General features: G+C 47.7%; 25 protein-coding genes. 5 read left to right on the forward strand and 20 right to left on the reverse strand.

Annotation, left to right across the window (positions count from 1 at the left end; genetic code table 11):
* Window positions 1–97 precede the first annotated feature (97 nt).
* From glnA to AB3Y94_RS03290, 4 genes are all read right to left on the reverse strand, one after another.
* Window positions 98–1,438, reverse strand: a complete 1,341-nt coding sequence (gene glnA, locus AB3Y94_RS03275; RefSeq protein WP_125683359.1) for a type I glutamate--ammonia ligase — start codon at window positions 1,436–1,438, stop codon at window positions 98–100.
* A 44-nt stretch (window positions 1,439–1,482) separates the two neighbouring features.
* Complete coding sequence (locus tag AB3Y94_RS03280) at window positions 1,483–1,869, reverse strand: MerR family transcriptional regulator (RefSeq protein WP_367295100.1); 387 nt, start codon at window positions 1,867–1,869, stop codon at window positions 1,483–1,485.
* A gap of 122 nt (window positions 1,870–1,991) precedes the next feature.
* Window positions 1,992–2,909 carry a tRNA (adenosine(37)-N6)-dimethylallyltransferase MiaA gene (gene miaA / locus AB3Y94_RS03285; RefSeq protein ID WP_367295101.1) on the reverse strand — a complete coding sequence of 306 codons (918 nt, stop codon included), beginning with the start codon at window positions 2,907–2,909 and terminating at the stop codon, window positions 1,992–1,994.
* 2 nt (window positions 2,910–2,911) lie between these two features.
* Entirely contained in the window at window positions 2,912–3,661 is a 750-nt protein-coding gene (locus AB3Y94_RS03290) for a glycerophosphodiester phosphodiesterase (protein ID WP_367295102.1), read from the reverse strand.
* Window positions 3,662–3,812: 151 nt separating this feature from the next.
* Between AB3Y94_RS03290 and AB3Y94_RS03295 the strand changes: the two genes are divergently transcribed.
* Window positions 3,813–3,989, forward strand: coding sequence for a DUF3042 family protein (locus AB3Y94_RS03295; protein WP_125683350.1), 177 nt, complete (start codon window positions 3,813–3,815; stop codon window positions 3,987–3,989).
* Window positions 3,990–4,096: 107 nt separating this feature from the next.
* Here AB3Y94_RS03295 and AB3Y94_RS03300 read toward each other — a convergent pair whose 3' ends face one another.
* The 7 genes from AB3Y94_RS03300 to AB3Y94_RS03330 all read right to left on the reverse strand — a co-directional run bounded on the left by AB3Y94_RS03300 (window position 4,097) and on the right by AB3Y94_RS03330 (window position 9,491).
* Window positions 4,097–4,513 carry a rhodanese-like domain-containing protein gene (locus AB3Y94_RS03300; protein ID WP_367295103.1) on the reverse strand — a complete coding sequence of 139 codons (417 nt, stop codon included), beginning with the start codon at window positions 4,511–4,513 and terminating at the stop codon, window positions 4,097–4,099.
* Window positions 4,514–4,542: 29 nt separating this feature from the next.
* The gene (locus tag AB3Y94_RS03305; RefSeq protein ID WP_125683346.1) at window positions 4,543–5,514 is read right to left on the reverse strand and encodes an ROK family glucokinase; all 972 of its coding nucleotides are present in this window, start codon (window positions 5,512–5,514) and stop codon (window positions 4,543–4,545) included.
* A gap of 4 nt (window positions 5,515–5,518) precedes the next feature.
* On the reverse strand, window positions 5,519–5,749 hold the full coding sequence (locus AB3Y94_RS03310; RefSeq protein WP_125683344.1) for a YqgQ family protein: 231 nt from the start codon (window positions 5,747–5,749) through the stop codon (window positions 5,519–5,521).
* A gap of 42 nt (window positions 5,750–5,791) precedes the next feature.
* Window positions 5,792–6,472 carry a rhomboid family intramembrane serine protease gene (locus AB3Y94_RS03315; RefSeq protein ID WP_125683342.1) on the reverse strand — a complete coding sequence of 227 codons (681 nt, stop codon included), beginning with the start codon at window positions 6,470–6,472 and terminating at the stop codon, window positions 5,792–5,794.
* A 15-nt stretch (window positions 6,473–6,487) separates the two neighbouring features.
* Window positions 6,488–7,039 (reverse strand): 5-formyltetrahydrofolate cyclo-ligase, encoded by a 552-nt coding sequence (locus tag AB3Y94_RS03320; protein ID WP_367295104.1) that lies wholly within the window; start codon window positions 7,037–7,039, stop codon window positions 6,488–6,490.
* A 58-nt stretch (window positions 7,040–7,097) separates the two neighbouring features.
* Window positions 7,098–7,247, reverse strand: coding sequence for a 50S ribosomal protein L33 (gene rpmG / locus AB3Y94_RS03325; RefSeq protein WP_011667723.1), 150 nt, complete (start codon window positions 7,245–7,247; stop codon window positions 7,098–7,100).
* 129 nt (window positions 7,248–7,376) lie between these two features.
* On the reverse strand, window positions 7,377–9,491 hold the full coding sequence (locus AB3Y94_RS03330) for a peptidoglycan D,D-transpeptidase FtsI family protein (protein WP_367295105.1): 2,115 nt from the start codon (window positions 9,489–9,491) through the stop codon (window positions 7,377–7,379).
* Window positions 9,492–9,657: 166 nt separating this feature from the next.
* On the opposite strand from AB3Y94_RS03330, the gene AB3Y94_RS03335 reads away from it, so the two are divergent.
* A complete protein-coding gene (locus AB3Y94_RS03335) occupies window positions 9,658–12,288 on the forward strand; it encodes a YfhO family protein (RefSeq protein ID WP_367295106.1) in 2,631 nt (876 codons plus the stop codon).
* A 153-nt stretch (window positions 12,289–12,441) separates the two neighbouring features.
* On the opposite strand, the gene AB3Y94_RS03340 is transcribed toward AB3Y94_RS03335, so the two are convergent.
* The 6 genes from AB3Y94_RS03340 to pheS all read right to left on the reverse strand — a co-directional run bounded on the left by AB3Y94_RS03340 (window position 12,442) and on the right by pheS (window position 19,216).
* Complete coding sequence (locus AB3Y94_RS03340; RefSeq protein ID WP_125683334.1) at window positions 12,442–12,750, reverse strand: HesB/YadR/YfhF family protein; 309 nt, start codon at window positions 12,748–12,750, stop codon at window positions 12,442–12,444.
* A 261-nt stretch (window positions 12,751–13,011) separates the two neighbouring features.
* Complete coding sequence (greA, locus tag AB3Y94_RS03345) at window positions 13,012–13,488, reverse strand: transcription elongation factor GreA (protein WP_125683332.1); 477 nt, start codon at window positions 13,486–13,488, stop codon at window positions 13,012–13,014.
* Between the two features lie 106 nt (window positions 13,489–13,594).
* A complete protein-coding gene (gene udk / locus AB3Y94_RS03350) occupies window positions 13,595–14,278 on the reverse strand; it encodes a uridine kinase (RefSeq protein ID WP_125683330.1) in 684 nt (227 codons plus the stop codon).
* A 3-nt stretch (window positions 14,279–14,281) separates the two neighbouring features.
* A complete protein-coding gene (gene mltG / locus AB3Y94_RS03355) occupies window positions 14,282–15,415 on the reverse strand; it encodes an endolytic transglycosylase MltG (protein WP_367295107.1) in 1,134 nt (377 codons plus the stop codon).
* Between the two features lie 336 nt (window positions 15,416–15,751).
* Complete coding sequence (gene pheT / locus AB3Y94_RS03360; protein WP_367295108.1) at window positions 15,752–18,160, reverse strand: phenylalanine--tRNA ligase subunit beta; 2,409 nt, start codon at window positions 18,158–18,160, stop codon at window positions 15,752–15,754.
* Between the two features lie 9 nt (window positions 18,161–18,169).
* Window positions 18,170–19,216, reverse strand: a complete 1,047-nt coding sequence (pheS, locus tag AB3Y94_RS03365; protein WP_125683324.1) for a phenylalanine--tRNA ligase subunit alpha — start codon at window positions 19,214–19,216, stop codon at window positions 18,170–18,172.
* Between the two features lie 225 nt (window positions 19,217–19,441).
* Between pheS and AB3Y94_RS03370 the strand changes: the two genes are divergently transcribed.
* The gene (locus tag AB3Y94_RS03370) at window positions 19,442–19,573 is read left to right on the forward strand and encodes a hypothetical protein (RefSeq protein ID WP_263853769.1); all 132 of its coding nucleotides are present in this window, start codon (window positions 19,442–19,444) and stop codon (window positions 19,571–19,573) included.
* 22 nt (window positions 19,574–19,595) lie between these two features.
* On the opposite strand, the gene AB3Y94_RS03375 is transcribed toward AB3Y94_RS03370, so the two are convergent.
* From AB3Y94_RS03375 to AB3Y94_RS03385, 3 genes are all read right to left on the reverse strand, one after another.
* Window positions 19,596–19,964, reverse strand: a complete 369-nt coding sequence (locus AB3Y94_RS03375) for a helix-turn-helix domain-containing protein (RefSeq protein WP_125683393.1) — start codon at window positions 19,962–19,964, stop codon at window positions 19,596–19,598.
* A 35-nt stretch (window positions 19,965–19,999) separates the two neighbouring features.
* Window positions 20,000–20,497 (reverse strand): HD domain-containing protein, encoded by a 498-nt coding sequence (locus AB3Y94_RS03380; protein ID WP_125683322.1) that lies wholly within the window; start codon window positions 20,495–20,497, stop codon window positions 20,000–20,002.
* Between the two features lie 123 nt (window positions 20,498–20,620).
* Window positions 20,621–21,391 carry a TrmH family RNA methyltransferase gene (locus tag AB3Y94_RS03385; protein ID WP_367295109.1) on the reverse strand — a complete coding sequence of 257 codons (771 nt, stop codon included), beginning with the start codon at window positions 21,389–21,391 and terminating at the stop codon, window positions 20,621–20,623.
* 116 nt (window positions 21,392–21,507) lie between these two features.
* Between AB3Y94_RS03385 and AB3Y94_RS03390 the strand changes: the two genes are divergently transcribed.
* Window positions 21,508–21,780 (forward strand): acylphosphatase, encoded by a 273-nt coding sequence (locus tag AB3Y94_RS03390; protein ID WP_367295110.1) that lies wholly within the window; start codon window positions 21,508–21,510, stop codon window positions 21,778–21,780.
* A gap of 225 nt (window positions 21,781–22,005) precedes the next feature.
* Window positions 22,006–22,920: a membrane protein insertase YidC gene (gene yidC, locus AB3Y94_RS03395; protein ID WP_125683316.1), complete on the forward strand. Its 915-nt coding sequence runs from the start codon at window positions 22,006–22,008 to the stop codon at window positions 22,918–22,920.
* The last annotated feature ends 250 nt before the right edge of the window (window positions 22,921–23,170 follow it).

Consider the following 23,170-nt stretch of genomic DNA (forward strand, 5'->3'; position numbering starts at 1 on the left):
AAGCGTTTCCTAGCCAGCAGTTAACTACTAACCATTTCACTCTCAGCGTGCCCACACTCCCGAACGAATTTAAGTTCATTCAGGCTATTTATCTTTATTAATACAGTTCCAAGTACTGGTCACGTTCCCATTGAGAAACTTGTGTCCGGTAAGAGTTGTATTCCAAGTTCTTGGCTTCAATAAAGCTCTGGAACAGGTGCTTACCCATAGCCCCACGCATGACGTCATCGGCAGCTAAGTCCTTCAAAGCGTTGTGCAAGGTATCTGGTAAGTTCGTAATGTGGTTTTCTTGACGTTCTTCGGCATCCATCCGGTAAATGTTCCGGTCGACAGCCTCTTGTGGCGCCAGCTTGTTTCGTAATCCATCAAGCCCCGCTTCCAACATGGCAGCGATAGCCAGGTATGGGTTAGCTGCTGGGTCCACACTCCGAACTTCCAAACGGGTGGATAACCCACGGGAATTTGGTACTCGAATCAATGGTGACCGGTTAGAACCAGACCAAGCAACGTAAACGGGTGCTTCGTAGCCAGGAACTAAGCGCTTATAACTGTTAACGATTGGGTTGCAGATAGCTGTGAAGCTTCGGGCATGTTTCATCAACCCACCCAAGAAGTGGTAAGCGTCTTCAGACAATTGCATCTTGCCCTTTTCATCGAAGAAGGCGTTCCCCTTGTCGTGGAAGAGCGACATGTTCAAATGCATCCCTGAACCGTTGATGCCAGCCAAAGGCTTCGGCATGAACGTTGCGTAGAGACCGTACTTCCGAGCGATGGTCTTCACAACTAATTTAAAGGTTTGAATGTTGTCGGCCGCAGTCAATGCGTCGGCATACTTAAAGTCAATTTCATGTTGGCCAGGCGCCACTTCATGGTGCGCTGCTTCAACGTCAAAGCCCATTTCTTCCAAGGTCAAGACAATTTCACGCCGACAATTTTCGCCCAAATCCATTGGGGCCATATCAAAGTAACTTCCCTTGTCGTTGAGTTCAGTCGTTGGCTTGCCATTTTCATCCATCTTGAACAAGAAGAACTCAGGTTCTGGTCCAATGTTAAAGTCGGTAAAACCAGCCTTACGCATGTCGTTAAGAACCCGGATCAAGTTGTTCCGTGGGTCCCCTTCAAATGGTTTCCCATCAGTCGTGTAAACTTCACAAATAACCCGAGCGATTTTACCCCGTTCCGTACTCCATGGGAAAATCATCCACGTGGAAAGGTCTGGGTACAGGTACATGTCACTTTCTTCAATCCGGACAAATCCGTCAATTGAAGAACCATCGAACATTAACTTGTTATCAAGTAACTTACCGAGTTGGCTGATTGGTACTTCGACGTTCTTGATTGTACCGAACAAGTCAGTGAACATCAGACGAAGAAACTTAACGTTTTCATCCTTCGCCATTTGACGAATATCATCTTTTGAATAGTCCCGTTTTGCCATTAAAATCGCTCCCTGTTAGTTTTTAGCGTCTCATTACCTGTGGTTTAAATGGGTCGTTGTTGCTGAATACCTGGTGACGGGTGGCCGAGGCCCCCCTGTCGAATAAATTCGTCCTGTAAAATTCGCCGGACATCATCATCCGTTAGTGGCTGGCTCTCAGCGACCTTCTTCTCCTGGGCCGCACGTTGCTGCTGGTTGTAGATTGCCTTGATTCCCGCCACATTGACACCATCGGCCAAGTAATCCTTGATTTCCAGTAACCGATCAACATCGTTAAGCGAATACATTCGCCGGTTGCCGTCACTTCGTTGAGGAAATACCAGGTCTTGAGCTTCATAGTAGCGAATCTGTCGAGCCGTCAAGCTCGTCAGTTTCATAACGGTTCCCATTGGCAACACGGCCAATGAACGCCGCAATTCTTTTTCCTTCATCACTACTGGCCCCCTTTAACTATGGGGTAATCATACCACCCTGAAAACGGGAGTCAAGGGTTCATGTTACATTTTCTAACATGAAGGGGCAAAAAAGTTAGTTCTTTAATTAATCGTAAGAATTAACGGCTTAACCAGGTCGTCACTTGTTGGGTTATTTGTTCAAATTCAGCGGGATGTTGGACCAGATCATACCAAGTAGCGGTCGTCTGATTACGGAACCACGTCAGCTGCCGCTTGGCGTAGTGCCGAGAATCTTGCTTAATCTGGTCGATTGCCGCTGGATAAGCCGCTGGCTGATCAATTACTGGTAACAGTTCGCGGTATCCAATCCCAGTGGCAGCCGGTAAGTCTGTGCCGCCTTGTGTTGCCAACCAATGGACTTCATCCAGTAGACCCGACTGTACCATTAAGTCAACCCGCTGATTGATTCGATCGTACAAGCGTTTCCGGTCCGTATTCAGCGCTAGGTAACATTCATCGTACTGGGAACCGGCATCCCCCTGATTAGAGAAAAGCTTACCCGTCACCTGAATCACTTCCAGCGCCCGCACTGTCCGTCGAACATTGGTAACGGGAATCTTGGCTGCTGCCACCGGATCCTTTTCAGCCAACTGTTGCCAGAGGTACTGCGGGCCTTGTTCATTAGCTACCGTCCGCAGTTGTTCACGGATTTGGGGGTCCCCCGGTGCCTCTGCACCTAGCTTCAAGCCGTCAAACAGGGCCTGTAGGTAAAAACCGGTTCCGCCGGCAATGATTGGCAAATGCCCCCGGCTCGTAATCTCCCGAATCAATTTCTGAGCCGCCGCCACAAATTGTGCGACCGTAAACTGCTGATCAACATTGCGGACATCGATTAAGTGGTGTGGCGCTTGTGCTTGTTCCTCGGCCGTGGCCTTCGCCGTCCCAATGTCTAAGTGCCGATACACTTGCATGGAGTCGCCCGAGATGATCTCACCATTAAACTGCTGCGCCAAGCGGATCGACAACGCCGTCTTTCCCACCGCCGTTGGTCCCACGATTGCTAACACTTTTTCCATAGTTAAGATTCTCCTTGTATTTCCTCACGTACCGCGACAGCCCGCGCTGGGTAATCGGTGAACATTCCCGCAAAATGATGCCGGAAACAATACGTCATGTCAGCTTCACTGTTGACCGTCCAGGGCCGCAATTGCACGTGCGGCAGCCAAAAACGGTTCGCTTTGACCCAATGAATATCTGGATGCAATGCACCCACCTGATGCCGTCGCTGCATCCGCCGAGCCTGCTGCCCCGCCGTCTTAAATAGTTTGGCATACTCAGCTTCTGGGTACAATGTCCGCAGCGTAATCAATGATTTTGCCCGAAAGCTAGAAAAAACCACTCGAAACGGAACCGGTTGTCGCTGAAAATAACTTGCTAGCCGTTGTTCAATTCCGGGATAGGGAACTTTATTGGTCTTTAGTTCCAGGTTGAAGACTCCCCGAAAATCATTGCGAATCAGCAGCTGAATCACCTCGTCCAGGGTGGGAACCGGCGTGCCGGCATACTCCGGACTAAAAAAACGCCCGGCATCCAAGGCTTTGAGCTCCGCCAATGTGAAATCTTTAAGGTAACCGGTCCCGTCCGTGGTCCGGTCGACCCGTTCATCGTGCATGATAACCAGCTGATGATCCCGTGTGAGTTGAACATCCGTTTCAATCCCATCGGCCCCCGCGTCGATGGCCGTCTGAAAAGCAGCCAGTGTGTTTTCAGGTCGGGTTCCCTTGCTGCCCCGGTGCGCAATAATTTGAGTCAGTGGTCGTCTAAACAAGGCAAACGCCTTCCTTCCGCATTGAATTCTTTCTTCTTTCAGGTTACCACAGAATCCCCGATTTTCACCGCAAATTGCTAGCAATTTACTTAAAAAACAAGCATAATGGAAGCGGATAACTTAAATTCTTAAACGATGGGAGTCGAGTGATATGAAGCACTTCACAAAAGGTTTCTTATTTGGCGTTGTTGCGACTGCAAGTGCCGTTGCTGGCGCGGTCTTTTCCTTCAAAAAAAAGGTCGTTGAACCAATTGAGGACCAAGAGGCCCGGTTTGAAGAAAACCGGAAGCGAGCTAACCGCAAGAGCCACGCTGCACACCATAACTAATCGTTTTAGTAAGCTAAATTTAGCGTTAGAAAACAAGCTGGGATTTTAGCCCAACCATCAAAAAAAGGTATCACGGAAAACTTCCGTGATACCTTTTTTAATAAGTGCTACTTTGTCTTCTTAGTCTTTCCTTGCCAACGTGTGTAACCCGTCTTCAGGATCGAAATATCCTGAAAGCCTTCCTTACTGAGGACCAAGGCAGCCCGCGTACTGAGGGCCTTCCCTGAATCGTATAAGTAAACGGGTAAGTCCGCACGCAATTGATGATGGTAAGTCTTAAATGTCGAGTACGGGATGTTCCGGGCACCCAAAATGTGCCCCGCATCAAAATCCTTCTTCTCACGTAAGTCAACGACTTGTGCCTTACGCATCCCTGCTTGGAAGGTCTCCTCATCGATGACCGTGGCAACCCGGTTGCGACGCATAATCGTCACGCCTTGCCATGCTGCCCAGCCTACAATTAAGACCAGGAGGACGATTCCATAGACCGTCCACCCTGAAAGACCACTATCTCCAATAACCAAAACTAAATCTTCCTTCCTTAACGACTTACTTAATTAGTCTTTTGAAAACGCAAAGCCAATGAAGCGGCACCGATAACCCCAGCGTCGTTACCCAATTGGGCTAAACGAATCTTGGTTGAATCCCGCACAGCTGGAAAGGCATTTTCTTGGAAGTAACGCGTCGTTGGTTGTAACAACGTGTTACCAGCGTTAGACACCCCACCACCAATGATGATGTTAGCTGGATTCAAAATGTTGGCTACGTTAGCCAATGCCAAACCTAAGTAGAAGGTCACTCGATCAACCACTTGGTTAGCCAAGATATCACCGTTGTCGGCCAAGTAGAAGACCATCTTAGAGGTCACGCTTTCTTGATTGTCTTCCATTTCCTTCAAGCGAGACGTTCCCATGAAGTCCTTGGCCATATCGGCAGCGACGTGTACGACCCCGGTTGCGGAAGCGTACTGTTCAAGACAACCACGCTTTCCACAAGTACATAGGTAACCGTTGGGTTGAACCGTCACGTGGCCCAACTCACCGGCACCACCATTGATACCGTGCAAGAGATGACCACCGGCGATGACCCCACCGCCGACACCAGTTCCTAAGGTAACAAAGACAACGTCCTTGTCTTTTTCACCGGCACCCTTCCAGTATTCACCCAATGAAGCCACGTTCGCATCATTGTCTAAGATGAACTGCAGACCGATTCCGGCTTGAATCTGGTCACGGACCTGTTGCCGTTTCTTCCAGTTTAAATTAAAGGCACCGATAACTGTTCCGTTCTCAATATCAACGGAACCCGGTGTCCCCATACCGATTCCCAGAAAATCATCTTTGCTAAATTCTGAATTTGTAATGTGTTGATTGATTGAATCAATGATATTTGGAACGATATGACTGCCCTCATCCTTAATATCAGTCGGAATGCTCCACTTTGCAAGGATGTCCCCATTAGTTGAGAGGAAGGCCATTTTCGTGGTCGTTCCACCCAAATCGATTCCAATTAAATTCCGTGCCATAACTCTAAATCCCTCCAATGGATTGGTGTTTAATTTTTGCTCGTTGTTCCTCTAAGCGGTGTTCATGTGTCAAAACAATCTTAGCCTGAACAAAGGTTTTGTCATCCACTACGCGGGCTTGCCGGAGGTGATCCAATTCCAATGCCATGACCTCAATGTCCCAAAGGCGTTTGCCAATATACACATAAATTCCGAATTGTTTTAGTAGCTGCTGGACATCATATAACGTTTTCATTGTGCCACAACCTCCGTAAAATTGCACGAGACTTTTCGTTGCTTACTGAGCCATACCATGTAAATACAACCAGACCAATCCACCGATTAGAACCGCGGTTGCCACGATACGTTTGACTAGACTAACTCGACCAATTCTAGGAACGCCCACTGTATACGCTACCAAAAAGCCAGCAGCCAACCCACCGATATGGCCCGCCAAGTCAATCCCTGGGGTAAACACATCAAAGGCAATGTTCATCACCACAAAGGCCATGAAAGTCCGAGCGAGTTGCTGAATCACGGGGTTCTGCCAGAAGGACTCTCCCAGCATCATGAACGCCCCGAACAACCCGAAAATAGCCGTACTAGCACCGGCAGAGAGACTATCTGAGAAACAAAAACTCGCGATGTTGCCCCCAATACCAGAAACTAAGAACATCACTAAGAACCTCGTGTGACCAAATGCTGCTTCAATCTGCATCCCAACAAAGTACAGTGTGATCATGTTCATTAGGATGTGGGTGAACCCAATGTGTAAGAACATTGGTGTGGCAAGGCGCCACCACTCACCTTGTTGAATCAGAGCGTTCACCTTGGCGCCATAGGTAATTAAGACGTTGACGTTCGTACTGCCGCCAGACACTGTCATGGCACCGTAAACAAGCACCATAATGACAATTAAGCCCACCGTCATGAATGGGTACTGATTCCAGCGACTCAATCGATATTTAATTTGTGACACCGTCAGGCTCCCTTTCTACTTTACCGTTGCGGTCAAAACCGCATCTAGGATAACATCAAAGGATTCCACCTGCCAACTAGCTTGCTGAATCTGCTGGGCTGGTAGTGCTAACGCCACCTTGGCCCCCACTGTCCGTGGCAAGTAGCGGTCATAGTAACCACCGCCAAAGCCTAATCGTTCTCCCGTCGGAGCGAAGACTAACCCAGGCACAATGATCAGCTCAAAATCCGCCGGAGCCACAATCATCCCGTTGGTTGGCTCTAACAAGCCAAATTTCGTCCGAGCTAACTGAGTCTGATCATCGAGAACGTGAAACGCCATCTGACGCTTAGGCAGCGTCTCAGGGACCGCAATCGTCTTACCTTCGGCGTGTGCCCGTTCGATAATGGGTTGCGTTGCCAGTTCAAAGTCACCACTGACAGTCGTTGCAACCGTACGGGCTGTTTGCCAGTAATCGCTGGCAAACAACTGTTGGTACAAGTCGGCTGATGCTGCCCGGCGTTGCTCAGCTGGCATCATCTTTAACGCCTGAATAGTTTGTTGTCGTAGTTCAGCTTTTGTCGGCATGGTTTACCCCCTTGTAGAAAAATTTCAATAAAAAAAGGTGCGGACTCTCGCCCGTACCTTACTTAGTTTCACGATGCAAAGTTACTTTCCGGTCACGTGGGCAGTATTTCTTAAATTCAACCCGGTCCGGGTTATTACGCCGGTTCTTGCTGGATAAGTAATTGCGTTCGTGGCATTCTGTACATTCTAAAGTGATGTGTACACGCATTGTGGGTAACCTCCCAACTTATTCAAAATTACAGGCTAGAGCCCTTAACTCGTAATATATTACCATTAATCCGTGGCAATTACCAGTCATAATCTCAAATATGTTAAGGAAAAATACTTAACAGCTAAATTACCCGTTGGTGTTCTGGGCCGCACCCGACTTTGTTGCCTTGGTTGGGTTCGTCAACGTTGAGGTCGATTGAACGTATTTCCAGTAAGCAGCGTAGATGGATTTGGCCAACTTCATGTTGTTATCTTCGGCACCGACTCCCAAGTTAGGCATTGCTAGCGCAACGACAACTTGTGGGTCATTAGAAGGCGCATAGGAGGCTAAACTCAAGGTAACCGTTTCGTTCCCCTTGTAATACGTCTGGGCAGTCCCAGTCTTTGCTGAGATACCTGGGGAGATAGAAGCCAATTCGGCACCGGTCTTGTAAGTGTTGGTCCCATGAACAACGTCATAGAGCCCTTCCTTAACCAGCTTTTTCTCGGCTTCTGTCATCCCAATGGTGTTCAAGACCTTCGGTGTCACAGAAGACTTCACAGCTCCAAGTGATCCGTCAGATTTAGTCCCACGAATGGACTGAACCACGTGCGGCGCAATCCGAGTGCCTCCATTGGCCACCGTTGACATATATTGGGCAACTTGCATAACCGTGTAGGCATCGTAGTTCCCGTACGCCAAGTCAAGTGCGTTTCCGATGTGGGCTCGTGAACTGGACCCCTTCAAACCAGTGCTTTCGCCTGGGAGATCAATGCCAGTCTTAACACCTAATCCAAATTGGTTGAAGTAGCCCCGTTCAATATCAAAGGCCTTCGAACTCATGGTCAACGCCGCACCAGATGAGTACTTGAATCCAGCTTCCTTCATGGCTAATTGCATCATATAGGAGTTAGAGGAAACTTCCAGTGCCGAAGCCGCGTTGACCGCCATATTGGCACCACCGTTAGCATTAAACCAAGAAGCCTTCTTGACCCCACCAACTGTGATTGGCATATCAGTCAAGGTACTATTGGTTGGCGTAATGACTCCCTTCATCAAGGCACCAGAGACCATGGCGCCCTTGACGACGGACCCCATAACGATATCACTGTTGATGGTCCCCAAAGCATTTTCGGTAACCTTACCCGTCGATGGATTCCGGTCCACCCCGGCCATCCCAATGACGGCCCCAGTGTTCGGATTCATAACGACAGCGTAGGTTCCAGTTGAGTTACCACCAGCACCAGCTTCAGCCGATTTAACCAATGATTGTAACTTGCTTTGGAAGGTCGAATTGATCGTCAATTGGAGGTTATCCCCCTTCTGCCCACCGTACTTCTGAACTTCCTTGGTAACGGTATTGTTCCCGGCAACCTCGACCTGCTTTTCGGCCTTGGTTCCCCGCAAAACAGGCTCGTATTCCTGTTCCAGGTAAGACTGTCCGACACTGTCGTTACGAGAGTAGCCTTGTGCCAGCAGTTCGTTGACCCTGTCACTTGGTAACCCAGTCTTCTCTGAAGAAACGGTCCCGATGATCGACTGAATTGACGTCCCGTTCGGGTAGTTCCGTGACCAGCTAGTGCCCACCTTGATACCAGGCATTTCGGACAAATGCTCCCCAATTTCGGCAATTTCTTGACTAGAAACACCTGAGTCCTTGATATACGTGGTTGACAGGGCGTACGCACCGCTCATCTTTGCAAAAATTTCCGCAGCATTCTTTTGACTCTTAGTTAATTTAAAGGAAGAATCGTCCTGCAAATAACTCAAAGCCTTATCATACTTTTGCGTGGCCGTTGCCCCTTTAGGAAAGGAGAGCTTACTTTCAACAGCCTTCAATCGATCCACATCCGTTAAGTAGTAGTCGATTGATTGACGCGGTGTTAACGAACTGGTTGACACCGTTAAGTACGTTCCCAATCGATTGGCAATCTTGTACATGTCCGTAGACAAGACGTTGACACCCTTCGTGTAGGAAATGGCTTGGTGGGCCTTGTTGCCGACCAACACCTTGCCGTTGGAATCATAAACCATCCCCCGTTGTACGTTGGTGGTTTCAATCGTGGTATCGGTCTGGTTGACCTCCGCCTTGAACTTCGTTCCGTAAATCACTTGTAAGTACGCTAATTGACCAATTAACGCCACAAATAACAGGGCAACGATAAAGAAAAGAAAGTTTAACCGGAACGGAATTTGCGACTTGCTAGGGCCGCCACTAGACCGTTGGTTTCGGTTACTAACGCGATTATAAAAATTCTTCACAACAGCTCTGCTCCTTATTGTACAGTTACTATTTTACCAAACTTCGCCGTCGGCCACTATCCCACTACCGAAATTTAATCATTCTATGCTATTCTAGAGACCTGAACGGAAAATGTACAGGCTCCAAGTTAACTTTTATAATTTCTAAAGATTGAGGTGGCTTTTTTTGCAAGACAAAAAACGGCGCTGGTCCCTTTCCCGACGCCAAGCAACTTTATTGGGTGCGTTCTTCACACCCTTCATATTAATGACAGCCTATTTTATTTACCGACAAATGGCGCCGTTCGGATCAAGTAGTTTACTCACCGTTGACCTCGGTCAGCAGTACATCGATTTCTTCGCTTACCTACGACGAGCGATTCTTCACGATCCTAGCAGCATTTTCTATTCGTTTGCGAATGGCTTAGGTGGCGAAATGTTGGGAACCTGGGCCTACTACTTGTTGAGTCCTTTGAATTGGTTACTGTTACTGTGTCCTGGTGCATCACTAACCACCGGTGTGTTCTTTCTCACCGTCTTTAAATATGGTCTCGCGGGATTAACCTTCGGCTGGTTGCTGGACAAAACGACTGCCCAATCAGGACTCAAGTTGGTGACCTTTGCCACGGCCTATGCCCTGATGGGCTGGTCGATTGCCAATCAGTTAAACATCATGTGGTTGGACGCTGCCTACCTACTGCCTTTAATTTTCTATGGTCTGTATCTTCTGATGCACTCCGGCAAGTGGCGGACCTACGTCATCTGGCTGACAATTATGTTGGTCGTCAACTACTATATGGCCTACATGATCTGTCTTTTTATGATTCTGGCCTTTATCTGGCTGGCTGTCGATCGATTCACCACTTGGAAGACACTACTGCTTCAAACCGGTAAATTTGCACTGACCTCAATCGTCAGTGGCTTACTGGCCGCATTTATCCTCCTGCCAACCTGGTGGTCACTTGCCCAGAGTAAAGCACAATACACGGTCACCACGTTTAAATGGAAATTTGAATTTTTCCCACCTAAAATGTTGGCTAAGTTCTTCATGGGCAGTTTTAACTTCGATCAAATGCCTAGTGGGACTGCCAACCTCTTCATTGGGGCGATTGCTTTATTAGGAAGCATCTTCTTCTTTAGCGACCGCCGCGTCCGTCTACGCAGTCGACTGACCGCCGGCATGTTGACCATCTTCTTGGCTCTCTCACTCTGCGTTCAACCATTAGATTTACTCTGGCACGCCGGTCAGTTCCCCGTTTGGTACCCGTACCGGTTCTCATTTATTGTCAGCTTCTGGCTGATTTGGCTGGCCGCACGAACGCTCACCGACGACTTTCAACCTGGATGGCTGGCAATTGCCATTGCCACGCTACTGATTGCTGCTGGTGGGGCCTACGTGGCACTCAATCTAAAGGCCTTCAAGTTCCTGCAAATGAACCAGGTTCTCTTAGGATTGTTCTTCGTTGTTTTGGCGCTTGCCTTAACGACCCTACCCATGAAGACTCACTGGATCTACCCGCTGACATTCTTCGTGATTGGTCTGACTGAAGTTTCCGCCAACGCCTTTATGTCGCTCAATAACATCAGCTACGTCTCCCAAGGTGAATATGGCAACTATACCAATGAACTCCAACAATTGGTCGCCAAGGTCCAGCAGAGAGACTCTGGGGCCTACCGAATTGGCAAGACCTTTCTCCGGACTAAGGGGGATGCCTTTCAGACGGGATACAATGGCGGTGGTGTCTTCTCATCCGTCTTGACCAAAACGACACCTACTTTCTATGGCAACATTGGAAACCCCGATGGAGACGGATTCGTTGCGTACACTAATGGGACCCTGGTCACCGATTCTCTGTTGAACATGAAATACTATTTCCAACAAAAAGAATTGTCTGGCGCCCTCAGCGGTAGCAGTCTACTACCGGCCGCGACTAATGCCGCCGACCTAGCGGATTACCAAAAGATTGGGTCCGACCACTGGGCAACGACTTATCGTAACCCCTACGCACTCCCGATGGGCTACGCGGCCAATTCTCAAATTCTCAGGTTGAAGAATAAGACGGCTGACCCCGCCCAGTACCAGGCTAACTGGTTAGCAGCGTTGACTGGGAACCCAGCCGATCAGAAACTTTACACGGCACAAAACTTCAATCAAGTCACATTCCAAAATATTAATCAGCAGACTAAAATCACTGGCGCAGTTTTGCAAAAGAAGAATCTGCTGAAGCCAGCCAAGATTACGCTGACGTTCGTACCGCAAGACAACGACGCCTATTATCTGACGTTTGGCTCCACCGTGAACCCCGATAACGCAAACTTTGTTTTAAACGGCAAGGCCCTGAATCAATATAAGACCTACCGCAACACCATCATGGTGAGCGCGGCTGATCACGATCAAGGCCAACCGATGAAACTGACGATTCAACTCAAGAAGGGGTCCCTCTGGTTGGATAACTTCACGTTATACCGATTAGATACGCACCGCTTTCAGTCAGCGGTTACCCAACTAAAGACGCAACCTTGGCACCTGACGAAGCACACCAGCCGTTACTTTAAGGGAACGGTGACAAGTCAAAGGTCTGGACAAGTGCTGAACACCTCTATTCCTTATTCACAAGGTTGGCACGCGACCGTCAACGGTCGTCCCGCTAAAACATTCAAAACTGTGGGGATGTTCACTGCTGTTAAATTACCTAAAGGCAACAACACAGTGACACTCGCCTACTGGCCCCCTCTCCTGAATGTCGGTATTTTAATTAGTTTAGGAACACTGATCACCTTGACTGGTGGCTGGTATCTTTACCACCGTCGGCATTAACCTATTTTCCTAGGTTTCGGCTTAATCAGATACAGAAGCGGCTTTAAGCTGCTTTGATTACCACCTCTGATATACAAAACAAAGGTCATCGTCAAAATTGACGATGACCTTTTTACTTGTGAAGCAATTTAGCGATAGTCCGACTGACAATAGCTATTTATCAAGTTCACCATTGTCATCGTATTGGTAGACGGGACCATCCGTCTTGGCGTCGTAATCAATTGTTAAATCATAACCCACGAAGAACCATTGGTCGCCCTCAGTAATGTAATAGGTCACATCATCCTTCTTCTCCGCAACAACTGGGTGGCGGGGATGATCGTCAGGCGTCATTCCCAGTGAAAATCCTTCGTGGACCGGGGTCTTGCCGTAAACTTTACCAAAGAAACGAACACCACGGCCGGTCATGCCCATGTCTTCCCGAAACCATTTACTTGCTGCATCAGTAACCTTAATTTTCATAATATAAGACTCCTCTTAGACAGACTATGAATCCGTTTTCATTCTATTTATACCACGAAAAACGGGTAGTTTGCAAGTATCATTTCACTAACTCTATTATGCACGATTTAATTGTGTATTACGAGCAAAACGCTCAAGCACCGTCGTCATCACGCTCATCCAAGTTTTCATTGGAAAATAGTTGATTAAAAAAGGATCAGGTTAGCGCCAGCTTTTGAGCAAGCAGCAACCCGATCCTTTTTAGTATCACTTTAAAAAACTTTATTCAACGTCTAAAACTTCGACGGACATGTCACCGCCCGGCGTTTCGAACGTAACCTTTTCACCCTTACGATGACCTAGAAGACCCTTAGCAATCGGTGAATCATTAGAGATTTTTCCTGACATTGGGTCAGCTTCTGCCGCCCCAACGATCGTGTATTCTTCAGGCTCTTCATCGGGAAGCTCCTTGAAGACGACCTTCTTACCAACAGTGATCTCGTCTTTGTCAGTCCCACCGTTGTCAATGATCTGCGCGTATTGGAGCATCCGTTCAACGGTGCTGATTCGCGTTTCCAACATACTCTGTTCGTCCTTAGCTGACTCGTATTCAGAGTTTTCTGAAAGGTCCCCGTAAGAACGAGCAATCTTGATCCGATCGATTACCTTAGGACGTTGATTAATTTTTAAATCTTCGAGTTCGGCTTCAAGCTTCTCCTTGCCTTCCTCGGTCATTGGATACATTTTGTCTTGTGCCACTTTGGCCACCCCTTTAACAGTTTTTAAATGTCGTGAGTTTCCCTACGACTTAAATTTATTGTGATTTAGAAAAGGCTAGCTGTTTTGTCAGCTAACCCGTCCTATTCTATATGGTTGTATCTGGATTGTCAAAAACTTGTTCGTTACCACTAGCCTCAAGAATTGCCCGAATCTTGGTAACTAACAGGTCGATGGCGACTTGGTTCTCGCCACCTTCAGGCACAATCAGGTCAGCGTAACGTTTGGTTGGTTCAACAAATTGATGGTAAGTTGGCTTAACCGTCGCTAGGTACTGTTGAATAATGGATTCCAACGACCGGCCCCGTTCATTCATGTCCCGTTCGATCCGCCGAATAATCCGAATATCATCATCAGTATCGACGAAGACCTTGATGTCCATCAAATCCCGCAACCGTTCATCATCTAGAATTAAGATACCTTCCAAAATAATGACATCCCGTGGTTCCTGATGAATCGTCTTGTCACTACGTGTTGAGAGCGTGTAATCATACACAGGCTTCTCAATTGCCTGACGATCTAAAAGTTGCTTCAACTGGGAAATTAAAAGATCTGTATCGAAGGCCAGTGGGTGATCATAGTTCACCGCTGCCCGTTCTTCCATGGTCATTTCGGACTGATCATTGTAATACGAATCCTGTTGCAAAATCATGATTGAATGTCCAATCAACTGATTGAAGATTGCCCGACTAACGGTCGTCTTACCGCTACCAGAACCCCCAGTTACCCCAATAATGATCGGTCGCTTTTTGTCTGCCAACACTGTCGCCATCCTTTATTTATTATCGCTTGCTAATGAACTTGTTTTTTCTTGATGTTGCGCATAGGTTTCTGAGAAGTATACCTTTCCCGTCTTGGTATTGGCGATGAAGTAGTAGTACCCCTTCTTTCGGTCAGCCGGATGTAAGACCGCCTTGATCGATGAAGCGCTCGGGTTCGCAAACGGACCAGGCCCGTATCCCGTATGAATGTACAAGTTATACGGTGACTTGACCTTCAAATCCTTGTAAGTCAACGTCTTCTTAGTCGTCTTCAATGCATACTGAACGGTAATATCAGATTGAAGTGCCATTCCTGCCTTGATCCGGTTTAAGAAGACCCCCGCAATCTTGTCCCGGTCAGATTGCGTGACCCCTTCACGTTCGACTAAGGACGCTAGGGTCAGAACTTCTTGAACGCTACGGCCTTGCTTCTTGATGGCAGCGTAGCTCGGTTGCAATTGCTGGTCCATGTTACCAACCATCTGGGTCACAATCTGTTTCAAGGTCATCTTTTTGCTAGCCTGATACGTGGCCGGAGCTAGATAACCTTCCAACCGATACCGGACGTGCTTAGCCTGTTTGGCTGAACCCAACAGCTGTGGATACTTGACCGCCAACTGATTGAAGAAAGCCTGATCTTTCATCAGACTCATGAATTCCTTCTTGGTGAAATCAGTGGTTTGTGGAATCTCAGCGGCTAGTTGATCAATTGTCTCACCTTCACGAACCAGGACCTTACCAGCTTGGCTCTGAATTGGTTCCGCCGAACCACCCTTTTGAAGCTGCGTAGCAATTTGCTTCAAACTCATTGAAGGTTTCAATTGATAATAACCTGCCTGAAAGTTCGTGAATTTATTTGATTTGACGTAGTAGTTGAAAACCATACCACTCTTAACCACTTTTTTATCCTGGAGAATCTGACCAATCTTATTCGAGGTCGCTCCAAGGGGAACGTGAACTTGAACCACGTTTTGATCATCAGCATCATAGGGCTTCAGTGACGTCTGGAAGTAGTGGTACCCGAAGACACCAATTGCTACTGCCAGAATCACAAGCAGACTTGCCACACCAATGATAATGCGTCGTCCAAATGAACGTTTATTCCCCGCTTCATGCCGTGTAGGCGTGGGATCTGTGCCATTATCCAACTTATTTCCTCCGTTCTATGCCATAGTCTCCTCCATTATACAGAACTTCCCCCTAAGCGGGAACATGAAAATGGGACTTTGATGAAAATGTAATCTTTTTTTCAGCAATCAGTTGGCAACCTGACCCAACCAACGATCGTTTTTAACAAAAACGTGTTCAATCTTCCCGCAAGAAAATCAAACACGTTTTTAGTTGGTTTTTTAAAAATATAAATGAGAGACGTTAACAAGGTGATTCATCTGAAATCGTTAAAATTTCATGATACCAATTATCAATTTCGAAATAACTGTTCACTGTCGTATTCCTACCAACCGAAAGCGGTAATCAGGAGAAAATTAACGAATTTCAGCACCTAAGTCATCTTGCAAGCGTTTCTCAACCTTTTCGAAGGCTTGCGTAACGGCGTCATCGACCAACGTTTCATTTTTGTCTTGGTAAGTCAGGGTGTAAGCCAATGACTTCTTCCCCTTAGGGACCTTGACACCATCGTAAACGTCAAACAGCTTGACGGACTGCAGGAATGCTCCGCCCCGCTTTTCAATCAAGGCCACGATTTGTTCGTTCGTCACGTCATCGGCTACCAGCATGGCAATGTCCCGCGTAATCGCTGGGTAACGTGAAATCACGTCGTATTGGTTTTCCTGCTTAGGCATATCGATGATTGCCTGCAAGTTGAGTTCAAAGACGTAAGTGGCACCAATCTTAAATTGCTTAGCAATCGTAGGGTGAACTTGACCCATGAAACCGATCCGGTGACCGTGAACTAAGATATCTGCGGTTCGACCTGGATGCATTTCAGGCATATCGGTATTGGCTTCGTAAGTGACATCCCCGTTAACGGCCATGTCCTTCAGATAAGCTTCAACGATCCCCTTGATTTGATAGAAATCAACTTCTTGGGCAGGTTGGTTCCAACCAGCAGGCATCAGCGTCCCGGTGATTGCACCAGCAATGTGTTCCTGTTCGTTCGGACGGTCAGTACCATCCTCACGATAGAAGACCCGGCCTTGTTCGTACAAAGCCACATCCTTCACTTTACGAGCAGAATTGTAGGCAATGTCGTCTAAGAGCCCCGTGACAACGTTCATCCGCAAAACCGCGTGATCAACACTCATTGGCCAAGCCAATTGGGTCGTTTCACTGTCTTGCATCAAGAACATCTTGGCCTTGTCTTCCGTCGTCAATGCGTAGGAAATCGCTTGGTTCAAGCCCAAACCTTCCAGTGAGTGCCGCGTTGCTCGCATCAATTTTTGTGCGGAAGTCAACGTCCCCATCGTCATCCGCCCAGTGGGTAACGTCGTTGGTAACTCATCGTAACCGTAGATCCGGGCAATTTCTTCCAATAAATCAGCCGGAATGTGAATGTCGTTCCGCCGAACCGGCACCGTCACCGTAAGCGTTTCGCCTTCGCTAGCGACGTCAAAGCCTAAGCTTTCCAGGATATGGGTAACTTTAGTGAGGTCAAGGTCAGTTCCCAAGACGGCATTGATGTGGCCTAACGTAATCGTAATGACCGCTGGATCAGGAATGTTTACTGAACCCACAACGGAACCCAGTTGCACTTCACCCGCGGCCAGTTCGTTCATCATTTGCGCAGCAGCGTCTAAGGCTTCTTGCACGCCCGCTTGGTTGACACCACGTTCGAACCGTTGAGAAGCGTCCGTGTGTAAATGATGCCGTTGGGCCGCCTTCCGGATGTGATCATGTTCAAAAACGGCAGATTCAATGGCCACCGTGACGGTCTCATCGGAAATAGCCGTGCTTAATCCACCCATCACACCAGCCAACGCGATTGGGGCTTTGTCGTCGGCAATGACGATATCTTGTGGGTCTAAGTCGTGTTCGCCTTCATCCAAGGTCGTCAGCTTTTCGCCAGCTTTAGCCGTCCGGACGTAAACGTCTTGGCCAGCAAACTTGTCGTAGTCAAAAGCGTGCAAAGGTTGACCATATTTCAGCATAATGTAGTTCGTGATATCGACCACGTTGTTGATTGGCCGGTAACCAGCGTTCCACAAACGAACCTGTAACCACATTGGACTTGGAGCCAGCTTAACCTGCTTGACTAACCGCATCCGGTATTGAGGGGCTAAATCAGCATCTACGTGAACAGCCAATTGACCTTCGATGGCGTGACCGGCTTCCTTCAAATCAACTTGATCAAGGGTAACTGGTCGGTCGTAGATGGCTGCCAAATCATGCAACGTTCCGTTCAAGCTCAGCATGTCACCCCGGTTAGGTGTCACATCCAAGTCGATCAGGCTGTCGTTCATCCCCAGGTAATCGTACACATCGTCACCCGGCGTGGCATCGGCTGGTAAAACATAGATTCCATCGGCGTATTCCTTAGGAACCACATCATCTGAAAAACCAATTTCTTGTAGAGCACAGATCATACCGGCGGAAGGAACACCGCGCATCTTAGACTTCTTGATTTTAACGTTGCCGGCAATGCGGGAACCAGGCAAAGCAACAATAACCCTTTGACCCTTATCAATATTAGGCGCGCCACACACAATTTGTAAGGGTTCGTCTTCGCCTACGTCTACTTGACAAATGTGCAAGTGGTCTGAATCTGGATGCATTTCAATCAACAAGACGTGGCCAACAACGATTTTCTTTAAACCGTCACTAGGCTTAACGACGTCATCAACTTCAACGGAAGTCCGTTCGATTTTTTCCGCCAAATCAGCGGGTGATACGTTTAAATCTAAATATTCTTTAATCCAATTGTATGAAATCTTCATGGTTGGCGGTTATCCTTTCTTCGTGAATTGCGTAAGGAAGCGAACATCATTTAAGTAGAAGTTCCGGATGTCATCGACCCCATACTTCAACATAGCGAACCGGTCTGGGCCCACACCGAAGGCAAACCCACCGTAAACATCAGGATCCACACCGGCCATCTTCAAGACGTTCGGGTGAACCATGCCGGCACCGAGAACTTCGATCCAACCGGTATTCTTGCAAACACCGCAGCCCTTACCACCACAGTTAAAGCAGGTAATGTCAGCTTCAACGGAAGGTTCAGTAAATGGGAAGTAGCTTGGCCGCAAGCGGACGTCAAACTTATCCCCAAACAATTCGTGAGCCAGAACTTGAAGGGTCCCCTTCAGGTCAGCCATGGTGACGTGCTTGTCGATAACCAGCCCTTCCACCTGATGAAATTGGTGGGAGTGGGTTGGGTCATCGGTATCGCGACGGTAAACAACTCCAGGCGAGATCATCTTCAACGGCCCTTGACTAAAATCGTGCTTTTCCAGTGTCCGTGCTTGCATTGGTGATGTCTGTGTCCGCATCAAGATTTCCTTCGTAATGTAGAACGTATCCTGCATATCCCGAGCTGGGTGATTCTTGGGCAAATTCATCATTTCAAAGTTGTACTTATCTTCTTCAACTTCAGGTCCACTCAAAACCTGGTAACCCATTCCCAAGAAGAGGTCTTCGATTTGATCGATAATTTGTTGAATCACGTGTGGTTCACCCTTGGCTACTGGTGTCCCAGGCAACGTTACATCGATTTTTTCATTCGCCAATCGGGCGTTCAAAACGGCATTTTCCAATTCTTCACGACGCTTGGTCAAAGCTGCCGTTAAATCATCACGAATTTCATTGGCAAAGGCACCAACCTTGGGCCGTTCTTCGGCGTCTAAGTCCCGCATGCCCCGCAAAACTTCCGTGATGGGACCCTTTTTACCTAACAACGATACCCGGACTTGGTTCACGTCCTTGAGGTCGCTTGATTTCTGAATTTCAGCCAAACCGCGTTGGTGCAGTTCGCTTAATTTATCTTTTAACGACATACAACATCCTCCATTTTTAATGTTCTGCTTCTAATCATAGTTTTACGACACTGGTAGCAAAGATTCAGTCGCGTTCTGGGCAAACAAAAAAGCTCCGCCCCTTAACTAGGGACGAAGCTTCGCGGTACCACCCTGATTTCAGCCAAAGTCCAAGACTTTGACCACACTCAGTCGTGATAACGGTCACTTACCGGTCGATCATTCATCGTGTTTCCACGAATCCCGATGGCAACTCAAGAACTGAATTCACCAACCCGTCTGAAGTTTGCTTACAGTCTAGGCAAACTCTTCCTGACAAACGATACCGGCTACTGCTTTTCTATCATCGTTTTTAACTATTACGTTCTCTTAGCCTAGCGGATTTTCTGAAAACTGTCAACTACTTCTGGTTGGTTTCCGTTGGGCAATACCACTTATCTGACCAAGCGTGAACGGCCAACATGATATCTTTGAACTCTTGCCCCTTTTGGGTTAATTCGTATTCGATCAACGCGTTGTCTGGAAAGGTCCGGCGAACAATCACGCCATTAACTTCCAATTCCTTTAAACGCTCAACCAGGACCCGATCGCTGCAACGCGGAATCTTCCGCGCTAAATCACGGAATCGTTGTGGACCTTCTTGAAGCAGAACATCAATAATTAAGCCATTCCACTTCTTACCCAAAAAAGAAAAAGTCTGTTCGAATCGTGGACAAAGTGTGAAATCCACAGTGGATTCGTCAGGCACCTTTGGTGACATTGTTTGCATCTTCATCGTTGCCTCCCATCCAGGTTTCACTGAAACTAGGCGTTAGGCGTAACCTTGTCCATCAGAGCTTCAACACGCTTACGGGCTGGTCCACAGAATTCATGAACAGCTTCATAGTCATCCACCAAAGAAACAATGACACTCTCCCGGTATTTAGGCATAGCGAGGGTGGCACCCCACATATGCTTCAGAATAATATCTTTTTCCATTGGGCTCAGGTCCGTCAGCTTCTCAGCGTTCCGGAGGGAAACTCGTGGATGGATGAATGCGTGCGAGCCCAGATTGAACTTCGTCGTGCGCCAATCATAATAAAACAAGTCATGTAACAACCCACCCCGCGCAGTGGCCCGGGTATTCAAACCAAGTTTCTTTGCAATCAAATAGCTATTGTAGGAAACCGAAATAGAGTGGTCTAATCGGTTAGAGTGGTGATGCTGGGTATAATTCGCCAGGCGTTGAACCGGCTCCTGTGCCAACAAGTCAGAAACTAAAGCAAGGTACTCGGGGTCATCGCGCCAAGTAAGTTTGGTCATAGAATGCTTCCTTTTCATTTGAAATTATGATTTTCAGTCTTCTTAACCCTATATCTTACTTGCTTTTGGCTAAATTGCAACCATTACGCTTCATTTTTGAGCGGGTTTACCGTTTCTTAACCATCAGCCCACTAGCCGAAACATCACGACTCCCGCAGCAATCGCCACGTTCAGTGATTCTGCCTGACCCTTGATGGGAATATACAGGTTTCTAGTCGTCATCTGCTGGAGGTCGGGCGCCATTCCATTACCCTCGTTACCCATGATGATAGCACCTGCACTGAGAGCGGGCACATCCCGGTAATCTTTCGCCTGTGGATCTAGATTCGTTCCATAGACGGGTAAGTGCCGACTCGTGAAGGCACTGATCCAGTCATGCAGGTCGGCTTCCACCACTTGGATGTGAAACTGACTCCCTTGCATGGATCGCAGAACTTTAGGCAGGTAGCGACTCGCCGTTCCCTTGCCAAAGACTACCCCGGCCAGACCCGCCGCATCTGCCGTCCGCACCATGGTCCCAATGTTACCGGGATCTTGTACGTAGTCGAGGAAGAGCCAGACACCAGTCGCCACAGCTGGATCAACGTCTTCATCGCGTGTTAACGGCGCAGTTGCAAAAATTCCTTGGGGGGTACCAGTATCCCCGATTGTATTGGCAATACTTTCAGTCAGTTCGAAAATATCGACGTTATCCGGTAGCTCAGCAGCGTGCCGGTCCAACTGCTCAGCCGTTCCCAAGATGGCAGTCAGTGGTTGCTGAGCCTTGATTGCCTCCTGAACCAAATGCCAACTTTCTAATAGGTAGGTTTGAGTTGCTTTCCGTCCCTTTTTACTAGTCAAAGCCCGCCACTGCTTGACGCGCTTATTTTGCCCTGACGTTATCTTTTCTCTCACGGTCGCTTACTCCCATCCAATTTGTTTTCCTAAGTTTACCATATTGCTAGTTGCTCTAGGGCGTTACGCGGTATGATTAAGAAAGAAATCACGCTTAGAAGGAGGCAATCAACACTGTGCAAACCCAAAAACTCATTATTAGTGGTCTGGTTCAGGGCGTCGGTTTTCGGTGGTCAACAGCCAAGGTAGCCCAGCAACTAGGTGTCACCGGCACCGTCAGAAATTGTAGCAACGGTCAGGTCGAAGTATTGGCCACCGGCGACTCACACCAACTCGTTGACTTTCAAACCCAGCTCAATCATGGCCTAGCTCCCTGGATTTCCGTTCAAGCCATCGACGTAACGGACCTCCCCCTACACCACTTTAACGGTTTTCAGATCATTGCTTAGCCGATGCTAAATAACGTTATCTGCACCAATGAGTCCAATTTCATGGACTGATTCAACTATATGCTTAAGAGCACTCACCACCGTGAATATTATTTTATGGATAACTTTTGGTTATTATTTGAAAAAGGCCTCTAAATCAAGTAAGATGTTTGATGTTGACGGCGTTTTCGTCGTCGGGAGCGTTCACGCTCTACACAGCAATTATAAAGGGGTTCAAAACATAAAATGAAAATATCCAAGAAAGTCACAGCGCTCGGTTCGCTGGCCGGACTCGCACTTCTGCTAAGCGGCTGTGTGCAGACCAAAAACGGTAAACCTTACGGGTTCGTGTACGATTATTTAGCCGTTCCTGGACAACACGTCATGAACTGGTTTGCCAACATCTTCGGCGGTAGTTATGGTTGGGCCATTATCGCCCTAACCGTTATCGTACGGATGGTGCTCTTGCCAATCATGGTCAAGCAAATGCGTGGCGCCACGGTTCAACAGGAAAAGATTTCCATGGTTCGACCGCAAATGACGGCCTTGCAAAAACAACAGAAGGCTGCAAAGACACCCGAAGAACAACAGGCTGCCAGTCAAGCCATGATGGCTCTCTACCGGAATAACGGTATCAGTATGACCGGTGGAATCGGCTGTTTGCCATTGTTGATTCAAATGCCGATCTTTGCTGCACTGTACGCCGCCATTCGGTACTCACCAGAGTTATCGAGTTCCGTCTTCATGAACATCCCCTTAGGGAAGTCAAGTTGGATTCTGGCAATTCTCTCCTTCGCCTCTTACCTGTTACAAGGGTACCTATCCATGTTGGGGATGCCTGACGATCAGAAAAAACAAATGCGTATGACCTTGTTGCTCTCACCCGTGATGATTCTGTTCTTCACGATGAGTTCACCGGCCGGGTTAGGCTTATACTTCTTCGTCGGTGGGTTATTTGCCTGCATCCAAACGTTGATCATCAACTTCTACCGACCACGGATTCGTAAAGAAATCCAAGCCAAGATGAAGGAAAATCCCGCACCAGTAGTTGAACCCGTTGTTGCTAAGCCAGCTGAGCCCGAAAAGAAGGCCCTCGCTGCCAAACAAACGAGTACCAAGAATCGCAATCGGAATGCTGGCAAACAACAGCATCACCATTAAGCAATTCTGACTAACGCAGCTTAAAACCGCCATTCCAGATTAGTCCTGGGATGGCGGTTTTTGTGTAACCTTTTTAAAAAGAAGCGTGATTGGCTGGCCAATTGGCAAACCGCATTACTTGGCTTATTGATTAATACAAGCATCAACTTAACAGCTAAGAATCGACGACCATCGACGACCGCAGTCTGCCGAACTACCGCCAAATTTGCCAAAATGGTTAGTCATCGTGAAATCAGGACAATATTCATTA

It is taken from the genome of Levilactobacillus yonginensis (assembly GCF_964065165.1).
Classification (GTDB): Bacteria; Bacillota; Bacilli; order Lactobacillales; family Lactobacillaceae; genus Levilactobacillus; species Levilactobacillus yonginensis_A.

Excerpts from the sequence above, each read along its gene's own strand:
- glnA (WP_125683359.1), bottom strand. The coding sequence starts at position 1,438 with ATGGCAAAACGGGACTATTCAAAAGATGATATTCGTCAAATGGCGAAG.
- AB3Y94_RS03280 (WP_367295100.1), bottom strand. The coding sequence starts at position 1,869 with ATGAAGGAAAAAGAATTGCGGCGTTCATTGGCCGTGTTGCCAATGGGA.
- miaA (WP_367295101.1), bottom strand. The coding sequence starts at position 2,909 with ATGGAAAAAGTGTTAGCAATCGTGGGACCAACGGCGGTGGGAAAGACG.
- AB3Y94_RS03295 (WP_125683350.1), top strand. The coding sequence starts at position 3,813 with ATGAAGCACTTCACAAAAGGTTTCTTATTTGGCGTTGTTGCGACTGCA.
- AB3Y94_RS03305 (WP_125683346.1), bottom strand. The coding sequence starts at position 5,514 with ATGGCACGGAATTTAATTGGAATCGATTTGGGTGGAACGACCACGAAA.
- AB3Y94_RS03310 (WP_125683344.1), bottom strand. The coding sequence starts at position 5,749 with ATGAAAACGTTATATGATGTCCAGCAGCTACTAAAACAATTCGGAATT.
- AB3Y94_RS03320 (WP_367295104.1), bottom strand. The coding sequence starts at position 7,039 with ATGCCGACAAAAGCTGAACTACGACAACAAACTATTCAGGCGTTAAAG.
- rpmG (WP_011667723.1), bottom strand. The coding sequence starts at position 7,247 with ATGCGTGTACACATCACTTTAGAATGTACAGAATGCCACGAACGCAAT.
- AB3Y94_RS03340 (WP_125683334.1), bottom strand. The coding sequence starts at position 12,750 with ATGAAAATTAAGGTTACTGATGCAGCAAGTAAATGGTTTCGGGAAGAC.
- udk (WP_125683330.1), bottom strand. The coding sequence starts at position 14,278 with ATGGCGACAGTGTTGGCAGACAAAAAGCGACCGATCATTATTGGGGTA.
- pheT (WP_367295108.1), bottom strand. The coding sequence starts at position 18,160 with ATGAAGATTTCATACAATTGGATTAAAGAATATTTAGATTTAAACGTA.
- pheS (WP_125683324.1), bottom strand. The coding sequence starts at position 19,216 with ATGTCGTTAAAAGATAAATTAAGCGAACTGCACCAACGCGGTTTGGCT.
- AB3Y94_RS03370 (WP_263853769.1), top strand. The coding sequence starts at position 19,442 with ATGGCAACTCAAGAACTGAATTCACCAACCCGTCTGAAGTTTGCTTAC.
- AB3Y94_RS03375 (WP_125683393.1), bottom strand. The coding sequence starts at position 19,964 with ATGCAAACAATGTCACCAAAGGTGCCTGACGAATCCACTGTGGATTTC.
- AB3Y94_RS03380 (WP_125683322.1), bottom strand. The coding sequence starts at position 20,497 with ATGACCAAACTTACTTGGCGCGATGACCCCGAGTACCTTGCTTTAGTT.
- yidC (WP_125683316.1), top strand. The coding sequence starts at position 22,006 with ATGAAAATATCCAAGAAAGTCACAGCGCTCGGTTCGCTGGCCGGACTC.